15 protein-coding genes and 1 pseudogene are annotated in these 13,030 nt (G+C 60.4%); 10 read left to right on the forward strand and 6 right to left on the reverse strand.

All coding sequences use genetic code 11. The features are described 5' to 3' along the window. Positions 1 to 6: 6 nt before the first annotated feature. The 4 genes from ACZ1HA_RS11760 to ACZ1HA_RS11775 form a co-directional block, all read right to left on the reverse strand. Positions 7 to 498 carry a rhodanese-like domain-containing protein gene (locus ACZ1HA_RS11760; RefSeq protein ID WP_375230357.1) on the reverse strand — a complete coding sequence of 164 codons (492 nt, stop codon included), beginning with the start codon at positions 496 to 498 and terminating at the stop codon, positions 7 to 9. An 8-nt stretch (positions 499 to 506) separates the two neighbouring features. Beyond that, positions 507 to 1,031, reverse strand: coding sequence for a YHS domain-containing (seleno)protein (locus ACZ1HA_RS11765; protein WP_472714000.1), 525 nt, complete (start codon positions 1,029 to 1,031; stop codon positions 507 to 509). A gap of 172 nt (positions 1,032 to 1,203) precedes the next feature. Beyond that, positions 1,204 to 2,001, reverse strand: a complete 798-nt coding sequence (locus ACZ1HA_RS11770) for an SseB family protein (protein WP_472714001.1) — start codon at positions 1,999 to 2,001, stop codon at positions 1,204 to 1,206. Then, positions 1,994 to 2,581 carry a uracil-DNA glycosylase family protein gene (locus ACZ1HA_RS11775; RefSeq protein ID WP_472714002.1) on the reverse strand — a complete coding sequence of 196 codons (588 nt, stop codon included), beginning with the start codon at positions 2,579 to 2,581 and terminating at the stop codon, positions 1,994 to 1,996. The genes ACZ1HA_RS11770 and ACZ1HA_RS11775 overlap by 8 nt, the downstream gene beginning before the upstream one ends. Positions 2,582 to 2,811: 230 nt before the next feature. Here ACZ1HA_RS11775 and ACZ1HA_RS11780 point away from each other — a divergent pair, with 230 nt between their 5' ends. The 6 genes and pseudogenes from ACZ1HA_RS11780 (at position 2,812) to ACZ1HA_RS11805 (ending at position 8,452) form a co-directional block, all read left to right on the forward strand. Further along, positions 2,812 to 3,156 (forward strand): ArsR/SmtB family transcription factor, encoded by a 345-nt coding sequence (locus ACZ1HA_RS11780; protein WP_472714003.1) that lies wholly within the window; start codon positions 2,812 to 2,814, stop codon positions 3,154 to 3,156. Then, a complete protein-coding gene (locus ACZ1HA_RS11785) occupies positions 3,149 to 4,177 on the forward strand; it encodes a permease (protein WP_472714004.1) in 1,029 nt (342 codons plus the stop codon). The genes ACZ1HA_RS11780 and ACZ1HA_RS11785 overlap by 8 nt, the downstream gene beginning before the upstream one ends. A gap of 210 nt (positions 4,178 to 4,387) precedes the next feature. Next, on the forward strand, positions 4,388 to 5,047 hold the full coding sequence (locus ACZ1HA_RS11790) for an ABC transporter ATP-binding protein (RefSeq protein ID WP_375230352.1): 660 nt from the start codon (positions 4,388 to 4,390) through the stop codon (positions 5,045 to 5,047). Continuing rightward, positions 5,025 to 6,776 carry a KpsE/RkpR family capsule polysaccharide export protein gene (locus ACZ1HA_RS11795; RefSeq protein WP_472714005.1) on the forward strand — a complete coding sequence of 584 codons (1,752 nt, stop codon included), beginning with the start codon at positions 5,025 to 5,027 and terminating at the stop codon, positions 6,774 to 6,776. Before ACZ1HA_RS11790 ends, ACZ1HA_RS11795 begins: the two co-directional genes overlap by 23 nt. 1 nt (position 6,777) lies before the next feature. Continuing rightward, complete coding sequence (gene kdsA / locus ACZ1HA_RS11800; protein ID WP_472714006.1) at positions 6,778 to 7,611, forward strand: 3-deoxy-8-phosphooctulonate synthase; 834 nt, start codon at positions 6,778 to 6,780, stop codon at positions 7,609 to 7,611. Between the two features lie 18 nt (positions 7,612 to 7,629). Next, positions 7,630 to 8,452, forward strand: a pseudogene (locus ACZ1HA_RS11805) (hypothetical protein). Between the two features lie 6 nt (positions 8,453 to 8,458). Here ACZ1HA_RS11805 and ACZ1HA_RS11810 read toward each other — a convergent pair. Both ACZ1HA_RS11810 and ACZ1HA_RS11815 read right to left on the reverse strand, forming a co-directional pair. Further along, positions 8,459 to 9,775 (reverse strand): AsmA family protein, encoded by a 1,317-nt coding sequence (locus ACZ1HA_RS11810; RefSeq protein ID WP_472714007.1) that lies wholly within the window; start codon positions 9,773 to 9,775, stop codon positions 8,459 to 8,461. A 4-nt stretch (positions 9,776 to 9,779) separates the two neighbouring features. Further along, on the reverse strand, positions 9,780 to 10,376 hold the full coding sequence (locus ACZ1HA_RS11815) for an AsmA family protein (protein ID WP_472714008.1): 597 nt from the start codon (positions 10,374 to 10,376) through the stop codon (positions 9,780 to 9,782). Between the two features lie 63 nt (positions 10,377 to 10,439). On the opposite strand from ACZ1HA_RS11815, the gene rimO reads away from it, so the two are divergent. From rimO to ACZ1HA_RS11835, 4 genes are all read left to right on the forward strand, one after another. After that, positions 10,440 to 11,813 carry a 30S ribosomal protein S12 methylthiotransferase RimO gene (rimO, locus tag ACZ1HA_RS11820; RefSeq protein WP_472714009.1) on the forward strand — a complete coding sequence of 458 codons (1,374 nt, stop codon included), beginning with the start codon at positions 10,440 to 10,442 and terminating at the stop codon, positions 11,811 to 11,813. Between the two features lie 68 nt (positions 11,814 to 11,881). Continuing rightward, positions 11,882 to 12,124, forward strand: coding sequence for a CDGSH iron-sulfur domain-containing protein (locus ACZ1HA_RS11825; RefSeq protein ID WP_375230348.1), 243 nt, complete (start codon positions 11,882 to 11,884; stop codon positions 12,122 to 12,124). Positions 12,125 to 12,223: 99 nt separating this feature from the next. Next, positions 12,224 to 12,574: a hypothetical protein gene (locus ACZ1HA_RS11830; RefSeq protein ID WP_436398912.1), complete on the forward strand. Its 351-nt coding sequence runs from the start codon at positions 12,224 to 12,226 to the stop codon at positions 12,572 to 12,574. Positions 12,575 to 12,628: 54 nt separating this feature from the next. Then, positions 12,629 to 13,027 carry a thiol-disulfide oxidoreductase DCC family protein gene (locus ACZ1HA_RS11835; protein ID WP_472714010.1) on the forward strand — a complete coding sequence of 133 codons (399 nt, stop codon included), beginning with the start codon at positions 12,629 to 12,631 and terminating at the stop codon, positions 13,025 to 13,027. The last annotated feature ends 3 nt before the right edge of the window (positions 13,028 to 13,030 follow it).

Genomic DNA, 13,030 nt, shown 5'->3' on the forward strand with positions numbered 1-13,030 from the left:
AATAAGTCAGGGCCGGTAAACCGGCAGGTCCCGTTTGATCCAGCCAGGACCGGCACCAGAACCCAGCATGCCTTCGGGCACGTCAATGATGCTGGTAAACCCTGCGGCCTGCAGAAGCTCTGTCATCCGGCGGGACCGCACCCCACGCGCACAGATAAGCGCCACAGGCGTACTGCGGTCACCTCCGGTGCGGATCAGAAGTTCGTCGATAAAGTCCTGGCGACGCATATCGATGGGCACAGCACCCTCGCCGACACCCCAGCGTTCCCACTCATCCGGCCTGCGGATGTCCACGAGGGTGATCTCACCGGCGCCCGACGCGCGGTGCGCTTCCACCGGGCTGATCGCGGCTTCACCATCGTTTTCGGCCAGCACATTGTACCACTGAGCGGCCACCGCACCGCCTGTCGCAATACCGGCCAGCCCCAGAATCAGAGCACCCCGCCGCGTCAGACGCGACGGGGAATTCGCCTGCCCGCTCCCGGAAGGATCAGACATCGACATGATCAGTTAACCGGCGCGGAGCTGGAAAACTGCGGGATTGCACGATCAGATGCAGCCGCGGATTCAATGTTCACCCAGTTCTTTTCCGATTTTTTCAGGTTACCCCCGATGTCTTCTTCCCAGAAGCCAACAACGTTCTTTGTGATGTTGAGGTACAGTTTGCCGTCGACAATCCGCCACAGGTTCGGGTTTGCCGGGACCTTGCCGCCCTGTGCCACGCCATAGGCGCAGTGGCCGTCATACTGCGGAGCATAGGCCGCCGGGTTTGCAACGAAACGGTCGCGGTTCGCTTCGGAGGAAAAAGCGAATGTTGAACCGTTGTAGGTTGCTGTGATGTCTTTATCGCCTGGAACCGCAGCAGGCTGGGACTGGCCTACAGGGGCCTGCTCAAGGTCGAAATAGGCGACCACGTCATAGCCGGATACGGCAAAGCCGGTCGGGTCCACGTACTGTTCGCCAGCAAAGGACGCCGTTGCAAAAGTCACTGCTGTCGCAGTAGCAGCCAGAAAATTCAGGGGGAAACGCATGTGTCGCATACTCCGGTTTATGGGTTCAGGCGGTCACTTCGTCCGCCGGTGTGACAGATGTAGAATGGGAACGCCTTCCTGTGCACCATGTTACGGCCGATCTCGCATGCTTGTGAAAATCCGGGCATTCGCGTGATCACTCTGTGAGGAAACGTCCGATTCCGGGCGCCGTTTATTTCAACCGGGGCGGTTTGTCCGGATCACTGCCCGGCGCCGGTCTCTGATCAGGAAGGGTTTCCTGCAGCTGTGGCAGGTCAAAACGCAGACCCACGCGTTCCAGCTTTTCCGCTATTTCCTCAGAGCCGCGGAAAAATCCCACATCCAGTGCGCCTGCCTCGATGCCCGAAAACGTCAAAGCCTCAGAGGTTGCACGCGCAAGCGCATCCTGGGCAGCGGGTACAGCATCCACAAAAGCCAGCATATGACCCGTTGCGCCTGTGTCGGAGGTCACGCCCACGAGACAGGCAAAGCGGGCAAGCCCCATGGCGGTGGCCAGTTTCGTGTCAATCGCTTCGATGAGCACGTCCGGCAGCCCGGCAGGCGCGCGCACTTCCGTGATCCGTGCCTCAACCTCATCAGGTGCATTGCCCAGTGTCCCGTTGAGCCATTCAATTGCTTCTGCAGGCAGGAGCGTGGATGAGGGTCCGGCCTCCGGGTTCAGTCCCAGCCCGATGTCCTGCCCCTGCAGCATACCCGCAACAGTCCGGCCGGACAGTGCAACATAGGGCGCGGTCTGGCCGGCAAAACCTGCCAGCCTTTCAGGGCGGTCAAAGACCAGCACATACCGCGCATCGCCGGTGTCAAAAAGTTCCGGTGTGACGGTTTCCTCGCCCGGTCCGGGTTCTTTTTCCAGCATCAGATAGAGCTCGCTGTCTGCAAGTCGTTCGTAGAACCGCAGGCGCACAGCATCGTTGTCCGGATCTGCCGCCGCAGCGAGCCAGGCTGTGTCCAAAGGAGTTTTTTCAGTCATGAAGTGCCTCGTGCACGGCCTGCCGCAGGTCGGGCAGTATTTCGGCTTCGAACCACGGGTTCTTTTTCAGCCAGCCGGTGTTGCGCCAGCTTGGATGCGGCAAAGCCCAGACACCTCTGTCGCGGCCGGGTTGCTCCCGCACGGCCGCCGTGACTGATGCGACCTTGCCCAGATGGTATTTCATGGCATAGCCGCCGATGACCAGTGTCACGGCCACGCGGGGCAGTGTGTCCAGCACAGCCGCCCGCCAGGTCCTGGCGCAGACTGGTGGCGGTGGAAGGTCTGAGCCGCGCGCATCATAGCCCGGAAAACAGAATGCCATCGGCACGATCGCAATCCGTTCGCGGTCATAAAAAGTATCAGGGTCGGTCTGCAGCCATTCCCGGAGGCGATCACCCGAGGGGTCCGTGAAGGGCCTGCCATCCAGATGCACACGCATGCCCGGCGCCTGCCCTGCGATCAGGACACGCGCACCGGGGCGGAACCAGATGATCGGTCGCGGACTGTGCGCCGTTTCTGTTTCCGCAAAACGTTCAGAGCAAAGCGCACAGGCTGCCAGTTCAGAGACGACGTCTTTCATGGGCCTGACGTAGTACACCGCCGGCCGGGTGCAAAGCCCCCGCTGTAAGTGGCGCCGCGGTTTTCGCGTGCGTTCACGACGTCAGGCCAACACAGCAAACCGCAAACTCCATTTTCACATCTGCGTGGGCCGACGGCCGGGCAAGGCGAATGGGCGGATGCAGAATATCATTTCGGCATTTATCGAAATAAATGTTGCGGGCAGCTCTTCATTTCGATAATTATAGAAATATGAAAATGGAATCGCCGGATGATATCGACCTGACCGTTGCTGCGGCACAGTTCGCAGCCCTTGGATCAGAGCAGCGCCTCGCCGTCCTGCGCTGTCTGGTGCGCGCAGGACCTGCCGGTCTGAGCATTGGTACATTGGGGGAACGGACCGGGATCACCGGATCTACCCTCACACATCATATGAAGATACTGGCATCAGCCGGGCTTGTTGCGCAAAAGCGCCAGGGCCGCAGCATCATCTGCGCCGCCGTGGCCTTCAACGACGTACAAAGGCTTTCCGGATTTCTTCTCACTGAATGCTGCGCAGACGCGGCGGGCAAAAAAGGCGACCAGGACAATGGCTGAAACAAGTACTTTTGGCGCCGCGATGCGGCGACTGCCAGCGCCGGGCGCATGGGGCACTACGCTCATTCTTCTGGTGCTGGTCGCGGTTTTTGATACCGCCCGGCTGACAGATGTGGTCCTCTTTGCCCTGCGTGCGCTTGCAGGAACCGCGCCCTTTATTCTGTTTGCTGTCCTTGCCGTCGCCTGGCTCAAGGCAACCGGTGCCGAAACATTGCTGGCGCGCGCCTTCGAGGGGCGTCAGATCCGGATGATCCTGATGGCGGCCCTGCTGGGTGGACTGTCCCCCTTCTGCAGTTGCGAGGTCATCCCGTTTATTGCAGCGCTGCTGGCCGTCGGCGCGCCGCTGAGCGCCGTTATGGCGTTCTGGCTGGCCTCCCCTTTGATGGATCCGGCCATGTTTGCCATCACCTTCGGAACGCTGGGGCTGGACTTTGCTGTGGCCAAAACACTGGCCGCTGTCAGCCTGGGTCTCTTTGGTGGCTTCGGCACAATGCTGTTTGCGCGTTCACCCGTTTTCGCGAATCCGCTGCGCGAACGGCCTGCTGTTGGCGGATGCTGTGGCGCATCCCGGCCGTTTTCAGGAGACCCCGTCTGGCGCTTCTGGCAACACGCGGACCGCAGGGAAACCTTTGCCGGAACAGCGCGCGACAACGCATTGTTTCTGCTCAAATGGCTCACGCTGGCATATGTGATTGAGGCGCTGATGCTGGCTTATGTCCCGGCCGAACTGATCGCCGGCATTCTCGGCGGTGACGGTCCCGGACCGATCATCCTGGGCGCGCTGGTCGGCGCACCCGCCTATCTGAATGGCTATGCGGCTGTACCGCTCATTGATGCCCTTCTGGCCCAGGGCATGGCCAACGGCGCGGCAATGTCATTTGTCATTGCCGGGGGCGTCAGCAGCATCCCCGCGGCCATAGCGGTATGGGCGCTGGTGAAACCGCGGGTCTTCGTTGCATACCTGACTTTCGCGATGATCGGTGCCGTGATCGCGGGCATGGCGTGGCAGGCTTTTGCCTGATACGCTCCCGCATGGCGGGAATCTGCGCATAGCTCCGTGATGGTGAGCGTGTTACCGCCTGCGGCACTCTGAAACCGGCCCGGTTTCTTGTGCATTTGTCTCAAATTTCGACATAATGTGGCCCGATTCAGTAGATAATCCGTAAATAAGCTCTGGTACCAAAGAGCAGAAAAAACCCGTTTTCGGGTCAAAAGGGGCAGCGGAGCAGCCATGCTGGCGTTTGAGAATGTATCCAAGTCCTTCTGGACGGGGACCCAGTACAAGGTCATCCTTGACCAGGTGTCGTTTCGCGTCGACCTGGGCAATTCTCTGGGCATTCTGGCACCCAACGGTACCGGCAAAACCACACTGATCAATATGATGGCTGGCCTTGAGAAACCGGACTCGGGCGAGATCCGCCGGGGATGCAATATCTCGTTTCCGCTGGGGTTCATGGGCGGCGTGGTCAATAAGGTTTCCGCAGTAGAGAACGCACGTTACATCGCACGCCTTTACGGCCTGGACCCCGACTACGTAGAAAGTTTCTGCCGGTGGCTGTGCAATCTTGATGAATACTTTGACCAGCCTCTGGGGACCTATTCCGCCGGCATGCGCGCACGGTTTTCGTTCTCGCTGATGCTGGCGCTGGATTTTGACATGTATCTGATCGACGAGGGTATGCCGTCGACAACAGACGTCGAGTTTAACCGCAAAGCCGGAGAAGTGCTGCGGGAACGTCTGAGCACCACAACAATCGTAATCGTGTCGCATCAGGCGGAAACGCTTGAAAAGTTTGCACGGTCTGCCGCCGTACTGATCGGCGGGCAGCTGCATATGTTCGACACCCTTGAAGAAGCGAAGCAGCTTTATGACTACGAAACCCACAGCTAAGCAGTACCGCATTCGCCGGAGTGGCCCGGGACTGAACGCTGCAGATGCCGATCCTGCGCGGCGTCCCGTGTCGCCTGAAGCTGCGCGCGCAAAGGCTGAAGCAGAGGCGCTTGCGGCCCGCAAGGCGCAACAGGCACAGAAACATCAACAGGCGCGCCCGAAACAGCCTGCGCAGCCCAGTAAGGCCCCCGCGGCCAGGCCCGCCGGCGGACAGGCACCGTCCGGCCAGCCCGGCGCGCAGAAACATCCGGCTTCGCCAGCCCCGGGCAAACCGGAAGGAACGACCGCAGAACTGGAGGCCATCCGGCGTGAAGGCCTGACAGGCCGGCAACTGCGGATGGCAAGACGCGTGGCCCAGAAACATGGCCTGACACCAACGTCGGACCTGGACGCTGTGCGCCTTTTGCGCAAACGCGGGGTCGATCCTTTCCAGCGGTCCAATATGCTCGAACTGGTAGTCCCGCCCGGTCAGACCGACGGGGCAGGCAACGCCGAAGGGCAAAAGCCGCGTGTGCAGCTGCCGCAGACCGTTCCGACCCCGGGCGAGAACCTGCCGTCAACCGACCTGAGCCCGGCCGACCGGCGTAACCGCCAGATCTCCGAGATACAGCAGGACATCGCACGCCGCCGCAAACGCAAAATGCGGATGCTCATGGCGCGGCTTGCGGCATTCGTCATGCTGCCGACCCTGCTTGCGGGCTGGTATTTCTTCATGGTCGCAACGCCGATGTACGCGACGAAAGCTGAGTTTCTGATCCTTCAGGCAGATGGCCAGAGTGCTGGCGCGGGTGCCGGGCTGCTGGGCGGAAGCCAGTTTGCGACGTCCGCCGACAGTATCGCGGTGCAATCCTATCTGCAGTCGACTGAGGCCATGCTGCGGCTGGACAGCGATGTCGGCTTCAAGTCGCACTTTTCGCAACCCTTCATTGATCCGGTCCAGCGTCTTTCGGCCGATCCGACCAATGAAGAAGCATATAAAACCTACCAGAAATCCGTGAAGGTCGGGTACGACCCGACCGAGGGTGTGCTGCGTATGGAAGTGATTGCGGCTGATCCCGCTATCTCCGCACGCTACAGCGAGGCGCTTATTGCCTACGCCGAAGAGCGCGTGAACAACCTTAGCCAGCAAAAGCGTGGCGATCAGATGGCAGATGCCGAAGAGAGTTTCCGCAAAGCGGATGCTGAACGCCGTGCGGCTCAGGAAGCTCTGGTAAATCTGCAGCTTGAAGGAGCAACCCTGGACCCGGAGGCCGTTATTGAAAGCCTCAGAACTCAGATCACCCAGATCGAACTGCAGATCCTGGAAAAAGAACTGCAACTCGCAGCGCTTCTCGACAACGCGCGCCCGAACCAGTCCCGTGTCGATGGTGCCCGGGGCGATATCCGCCGCCTCAATGATCAGCTGGACGAGCTGAATACCCGTATGACGGATGCCAGCCAGGGGGAAAATTCCCTCGCGCAGCTGAGCGTACGGATCCAGATGGCTCAGGCAGACCTCGCGACCCGCGACATGCTCCTGCAATCAGCGCTGCAGCAGATGGAACAGACACGTATCGAGGCAAACCGGCAGGTTCGCTACCTTACCATCAGTGTCCAGCCGGTCGCGCCACAGGAAGCAAGCTATCCGCGCAGTTTCGAGAATACCGTGCTCGCCTTCTTGATCTTTGCAGGTATCTACCTGATGGTCTCTCTGACATCGTCTATCCTCAGAGAACAGGTGACTTCCTGATATGCAGCACGTTTCAGTCGGCGATCTGACGATCGGCAACGACCGGCCCCTGACCATTATCGCGGGCCCCTGCCAGCTGGAAAGCGAAGACCATGCCCAGATGATCGCGGGCAAAATGAAAGAAGCCTGCGACGCCGCGGGTGCAGCTTATGTGTTCAAAGCCTCCTATGACAAGGCGAACCGCACCTCACTGGACGGCAAACGCGGAATGGGTATCGACGCCGGTCTCAAAGCACTGCAGTCGGTCGGCAGGGCCAACGGCGTGCCGGTCATCACCGATGTCCACAGCGAGGCACAATGCGCCATTGCTGCAGAGGTGGCTGACATCATCCAGATCCCTGCTTTTCTGTGCCGTCAGACAGATATGCTTCTGGCCGCAGGCAACACAGGCGCTGCAATTAACGTGAAAAAGGGTCAGTTCCTCGCACCCTGGGAAATGGAAAACATCTGCACCAAGATCGAAAGCACCGGCAACCGGCGTATTCTGCTGACCGAACGCGGGACGACCTTTGGTTATAATACTCTGGTGGTGGATATGCGTTCGCTGCCGCAGATGGCGACAACCGGATATCCTGTAGTGATGGATGCGACCCATTCTGTCCAGCAACCGGGCGGTCGGGGTGGCTCGTCCGGCGGACAGCGTGAGTTTGCGCCCGTAATGGCGCGGGCTGCTGCAGCCGTGGGTGTCGGCGCGATCTTTATGGAAACCCACCAGGACCCGGACAATGCACCCTGTGATGGACCCAATATGATCTATCTTGATCAGATGCCTGCGCTCATCGACACACTGATGTCGTTTGACCGGCTGTCCAAGGCCTCGCCGCTTCCGTTCTGAACGCCCGGAACGAGCCCCATCATGAAACCAGCTCCTGTTGTCACGCCCAATACGCAGGAATTTCTGTGCGATCCGATGATCGCACCACCGGGTTTCGCGAATATGACGCGCGCTGGAAGTATCCCGAAGAGATCAACCTGCCGGGGATGACGCACCGGGGCTCGGCCCTGGCGCACAGATACACCGGCGCGGGATATAACCGGGTATTGCTGTGGGGAACGACTTTTATGACTATCCCCTGTCCATCCACAACGCTCTGATCATGGGCCTCGTTCATGCCGGCGTCCACGTACGCGATATCGGCCCGGCCCTCAGCCCTATGGCCTGTTTTGCGCAATTTCACCTCGATGCTCCCGCCGTCGCTGCGGCGACTGGCAGTCACAACCCCAATGGCCGGACGGGCGTCAAAATGAGGTTTGAGCGCCCGCTGGCGCACGGTCCGGAGGAAACGAGCGAGGTACGCGATATCATACTTGGCGGCCAGGGCGAGCCGCGCCGCGCGCTGCACGTGTCCTGATCCATGCCGACGCTGTCACCCTGGTGCGCCGATACCGAAAAATATAACTCCCCTGCGCGCATTGTCAGCAAGCTTGAGGCGCGCGCCAGCAGTGGCGGTACTCTTGGGAGGCAGGCCATCAAGGAGGTGGTCACCGTAAACGGTGCGCGGGTCATTCTGGACAATGGCGCATGGGGTCTGTTGCGGGCGTCCTCAAACACGCCGAACCTCGTTGTGGTCTGCGAAAGCCCGGAAAGCGAAGCAGAACTGCGCGCTGTTTTCGCCGATCTGGACGCGATCATCCGCACGGAACCCGGTGTCGGAGACCACGACCAGACGTTCTGACGCGTTTCAGTCGAACAGGCTTCGCAGCTTGTCCTTCACCTTGTCTTTTGCGGCATCCTCCAGCGACTGGCCCGCGTCATCGAGTTTCTCGTTGATCTTTTCGCGCGCCTTGGCTTCGAGCTCTTCTTTTTCCTGCTGCAGCCGGAAATCCACAGCCGCTTCAAGATCCGGCCTGATTGAGACGTCAGACCATGGCCCGCGGAAACGCACCGGTATCGCGATCCCCTGACCGCTGTTGGCGCGCAAGGCGACTGGCGTAAACGTATAATCCACGTTCTGAGCGCCAATCCCCACAACGCCTTCACCGGACGCACGGTAGTTCTTGAGCTGCAGCAGCAGGTCCCGGTTATCCAGAACACCGCCCGCAATCTTCCAGGATCCTGTCAGGCTGTCAAAAATGGTTGTGCCGCCGCTGGCGTCACCTGACCGCATCAGCCGGTCCAGGTTGATGCCCTCGATGGTGCCTTGGCCGATACTAAGGCCGCCATCACCGGACAGGGACTGCATGATAGCGTCCACCGACGCACCCGAGCCCAGAAAGCTGACGTTCATGTTGCCCAGACCCGTCAGCCGGTCAAGGCCGATCGCATCGCGCAGGACCGACTGCATCTGGATCGAGGCGGCATTCAGAGCACCGCCAACCGACAGACCATTGCGGTTGTTGATCACAAACTGCCCGGTGACGTTGCCATCGTAGGCCTCAACCTCGCGCAGTTCGAATACCATGCGCGAATTATCATTGCTCAGAACCGTGCGTGTCCGGCCAAGTTTGAAGGTACCCAGATCGATGCTCTGCGCACTCAGAGCGATATCACCGTTGAAAGCCGCCAGTCCGCTGGCATCAATGGTGTCTTTCGGCCAGCCTCCCGATGCCGGCGCCGCGTTGCCGGAACCGCCGCCGCCGCCAGACGCGGAATCATCCCCCAGATCGCTGAGATCCAGCGGGCCCGCGTCAAGCTGTGCGTTTACCTGCGGCACGCCATTGAGCGAGACATCCACGCCGCCCGTCAGGCGGTTCCCCCCCAGATCAACAATCAGGTCCCGCAGGGAAAGCTGCCTGTCCGCTGTGAGGGTCAGATCAGTGGTCAGATCAATGCTGCGCCCGAGCTTTGCCGGCAGATCGACTGCCGGAAGACCCAGCGCGGCAAGAAAGGCTCCCGTATCCGGTGTTTTCAGTTTAAGAGCACCTGCGACCTCTCCGGCTGTGTTGGCCCGGCCGTCCAGCGACAGCGAGGCGTCACCGGCCGCCACCGAGAGAACGATATTCTGCACGTTGCCGGTGATGAACCCGGCAAATCCGTCAATCGCCGCCTCGACATTCACCGCTTCATTTGCCGGGCGCAGCGTTTGCCCGGATGTCCGCCGGACCCAGACGTTCCGGCCAGTCTAGTGTCAGGTCGACACCGGAATAGGACACCAGATCACTGCCTTCGGCGTCGTAAACCAGCTGCGCGTCCGTGATGCTCACCCGTTCGATACTGATCGGCCGCGCCTCGCGCGCGGGGCTGGTGGTTGTCTCGATCTCAGCATCCCCACTGGCATCCGTGAACTGCCAGCTGGCCCGTCCGTCCAGTTTCTGCTCCAGACGTATCGTCGGGCTTTGCGCTTCGATGTTGGTGATGCGGATTTCGCCGCGCAGCAGTGCCGCTGCATCGACACCAATCGCCGCATTGGCCGCCTGCAGCATCGGTCCCTGCTCTGACCAGTCGGCATTGCCCACCTCGAGCCCCGAAGCACGTACCCCAAGGACAGGCCAGAACGTCAGCGCGATATCGCCGTTTATGGCCACATCGCGACCAGTCACCGTGCGCAGCTGATCGGTGGCAATACGCGCAATCCGCTCCGCCGGCAAAAAGAAAACGGCACCAACAAGGAGTATGACCAGTACGACCACAACCCCCAGAATTCTGAAAACCCACTTCATTGCCTGCTCCTCACCGTGTTACCGCCCTTTCCGATGGGCACCACATGCACTATAGCCCGGGACATGAGCACCAACCCACCCGACCTGCGCCCCGACATTGCCCCCCGCGCCCGGCTGAACGACCCGGTACGTGACGGACAGCCGACCATCGGGATGGTCAGTCTGGGCTGTCCCAAAGCGCTTGTCGACAGCGAGCGTATCCTGACGCGACTGCGTGCCGAAGGCTATGGGATCTCTCCTGATTATGCGGGGGCAGATGCGGTCATTGTCAACACCTGCGGCTTCCTCGACAGCGCAAAAGCTGAAAGCCTGTCTGCCATTGGTGAGGCGCTGACGGAAAACGGTCGCGTGATTGTGACCGGCTGCCTCGGAGCAGAACCTGAATACATCACCGGCACGCATCCGCGCGTTCTGGCCGTGACGGGGCCGCATCAGTACGAAAAGGTTCTGGATGCGGTACACGAGGCGGTACCACCCAGCCCGGATCCCTTTGTTGATCTGCTGCCCGCGAGCGGTGTTAGCCTGACACCCCGTCATTTCAGTTATCTCAAGATATCAGAGGGCTGCAATCACAAGTGCAAGTTCTGCATCATCCCTGATATGCGCGGGCGCCTGGCCAGCCGGCCAGCCCATGCGATTGTTCGGGAGGCGGAAAAGCTGGTCGAGAACGGCGTGCGTGAACTGCTGGTGATCAGCCAGGACACGTCAGCCTACGGGGTCGACATCCGGCATGCCGAAGAGCGCGGACACCGCGCGCATATTACCGATCTCGCGCGTGATCTTGGATCGCTGGGGGCCTGGGTGCGCCTGCACTATGTCTATCCCTATCCACATGTCCGGCAGTTGATCCCCCTGATGGCCGACGGCCTGGTCCTGCCTTATCTGGACATCCCCTTCCAGCACGCCCACCCGGATGTGCTGCGCCGGATGGCACGGCCAGCGGCAGCGGCCCGGACGCTCGATGAAATTGCGGCCTGGCGCGATATCTGTCCGGACCTCGCACTGCGCTCGACGTTTATTGTGGGTTATCCCGGTGAAACCGAAGCGGAGTTTCAGACACTGCTCGACTGGCTGGACGAAGCACAGCTCGACCGCGTGGGGTGCTTCCAGTACGAGAACGTCGAAGGGGCGCGGTCCAACGCGCTGCCCGACCACGTTCCTGATGAGGTGAAACAGGACCGGTGGGAACGTTTCATGGAAAAAGCGCAGGGCATCTCGGAGGCAAAACTCGCAGCGAAAGTCGGCCGGACGATCGACGTGATCGTGGATGAGGTTGATGATGAGGCCGCAACCTGCCGCACCAAGGCCGACGCGCCGGAAATCGATGGAAACCTCTTTATTGACGAGGGGTTGGAAACCCTGTCACCCGGCGACATCGTGCGGGTACAGGTGGACGAAGCAGGCGAATATGATCTGTGGGGCGCTCTGAGCTCCTGAGTTACAGGGCCTTGCCCGACGCGCCCTGCGCACCAGGTCTGGATCATCAGACAAACGCGGAGGCACAGATGACGGAAACACCCAAAATAGCCAAAAAAGGCCCCTACCCGGTCGATGTAACGGCCGGAAAATCGTATTTCTGGTGCACCTGTGGACGTTCCGCCAATCAGCCGTTCTGTGACGGATCGCACAAGGACACCGGGTTTTCGCCGATGAAATATGAAGCCGAAAAAGACGGAAAGGTCTTTTTCTGCGGCTGTAAGGCAACCGGCAGATCGCCGCTGTGTGACGGATCGCATAACAGGCTCTGATCCCGAAGACCTGCGACAGGAAAAACTGAAGACATCAGCAGACCCGTTGAAAATGTTCTTGTTATGTTCTATATTAACAGATCATGAACGGAGGCTGACATGTCTTATCATCCCGCCCTGCCCGGCCTGTTGACACCGGAACAGCCGGCATTGCCCTTCGAGGTGCCTCAGCCAGGCAGCGAGAAACAGATCCGGTACGCGGAATCCCTGGCGCGGCGCAGGGGAACCCGGCTGCCCCGCGGCATCACGGCTGACCGCCGCAAGCTCTCGGAATGGATAGACCGCAACAAAACGGCAGCGCCCGGCGGGCGGTTTTCCCAATATCCGTCCTCGCGGCAGGTCGCCTTTGCCGAGCGGATCGCGCGTGTCCGGCGCAGGGAGATTCCCCGGGAATGCTTCAGGGACAAGGGCCTTATGTCGGGCTGGATCGACAGCAACAAACCGCGCTGAGCAATTCGTCGCAGGGCTCTGGCGATAAGCGCCGGTGACACTAGCTTGCACGGCATGAGTGAGGAACAGCAGTCCGGCCAGACATCCGCTGAAACGTCAGTGCTGTACAATGACGCCTGCCCGGTATGCCGGAAAGAGATCCGGCACTATGCCGGGATTTCTGAAAAAGACGCCCTTCTCATTCGCTACGACGATCTCAATGATACCGCGCTGCTGGCCGAATGGGGTATTTCCGCCGACCTTGCCGCGCGGCGTCTGCACGTGCGCAAAAATGGTGAACTGCTGGATGGCATTCCGGCCTTCATCGCGTTGTGGCAAGAAATCCCCCGGTACCGCTGGCTGGCCCGTCTGGTCGGCCTGCCGGGTGTCAGGACACTCGCAACGCTGGTCTATGACTACATCCTTGCTCCCGCCCTTTATCGCCGGCATCTGAAGCGCACGTCAGTCCGCTGAACG

Source organism: Roseobacter sp. S87 (assembly GCF_055693285.1).

What these genes read in the sequence shown, in the direction of transcription:
- ACZ1HA_RS11795 (WP_472714005.1), top strand. Translation starts at nt 5,025, where the DNA reads ATGACTACGAAACCCACAGCTAAGCAGTACCGCATTCGCCGGAGTGGC.
- ACZ1HA_RS11785 (WP_472714004.1), top strand. Translation starts at nt 3,149, where the DNA reads ATGGCTGAAACAAGTACTTTTGGCGCCGCGATGCGGCGACTGCCAGCG.
- rimO (WP_472714009.1), top strand. Translation starts at nt 10,440, where the DNA reads ATGAGCACCAACCCACCCGACCTGCGCCCCGACATTGCCCCCCGCGCC.
- ACZ1HA_RS11825 (WP_375230348.1), top strand. Translation starts at nt 11,882, where the DNA reads ATGACGGAAACACCCAAAATAGCCAAAAAAGGCCCCTACCCGGTCGAT.
- ACZ1HA_RS11790 (WP_375230352.1), top strand. Translation starts at nt 4,388, where the DNA reads ATGCTGGCGTTTGAGAATGTATCCAAGTCCTTCTGGACGGGGACCCAG.
- ACZ1HA_RS11830 (WP_436398912.1), top strand. Translation starts at nt 12,224, where the DNA reads ATGTCTTATCATCCCGCCCTGCCCGGCCTGTTGACACCGGAACAGCCG.
- kdsA (WP_472714006.1), top strand. Translation starts at nt 6,778, where the DNA reads ATGCAGCACGTTTCAGTCGGCGATCTGACGATCGGCAACGACCGGCCC.
- ACZ1HA_RS11770 (WP_472714001.1), bottom strand. Translation starts at nt 2,001, where the DNA reads ATGACTGAAAAAACTCCTTTGGACACAGCCTGGCTCGCTGCGGCGGCA.
- ACZ1HA_RS11760 (WP_375230357.1), bottom strand. Translation starts at nt 498, where the DNA reads ATGTCTGATCCTTCCGGGAGCGGGCAGGCGAATTCCCCGTCGCGTCTG.
- ACZ1HA_RS11780 (WP_472714003.1), top strand. Translation starts at nt 2,812, where the DNA reads ATGAAAATGGAATCGCCGGATGATATCGACCTGACCGTTGCTGCGGCA.
- ACZ1HA_RS11815 (WP_472714008.1), bottom strand. Translation starts at nt 10,376, where the DNA reads ATGAAGTGGGTTTTCAGAATTCTGGGGGTTGTGGTCGTACTGGTCATA.
- ACZ1HA_RS11835 (WP_472714010.1), top strand. Translation starts at nt 12,629, where the DNA reads ATGAGTGAGGAACAGCAGTCCGGCCAGACATCCGCTGAAACGTCAGTG.
- ACZ1HA_RS11765 (WP_472714000.1), bottom strand. Translation starts at nt 1,031, where the DNA reads ATGCGTTTCCCCCTGAATTTTCTGGCTGCTACTGCGACAGCAGTGACT.
- ACZ1HA_RS11775 (WP_472714002.1), bottom strand. Translation starts at nt 2,581, where the DNA reads ATGAAAGACGTCGTCTCTGAACTGGCAGCCTGTGCGCTTTGCTCTGAA.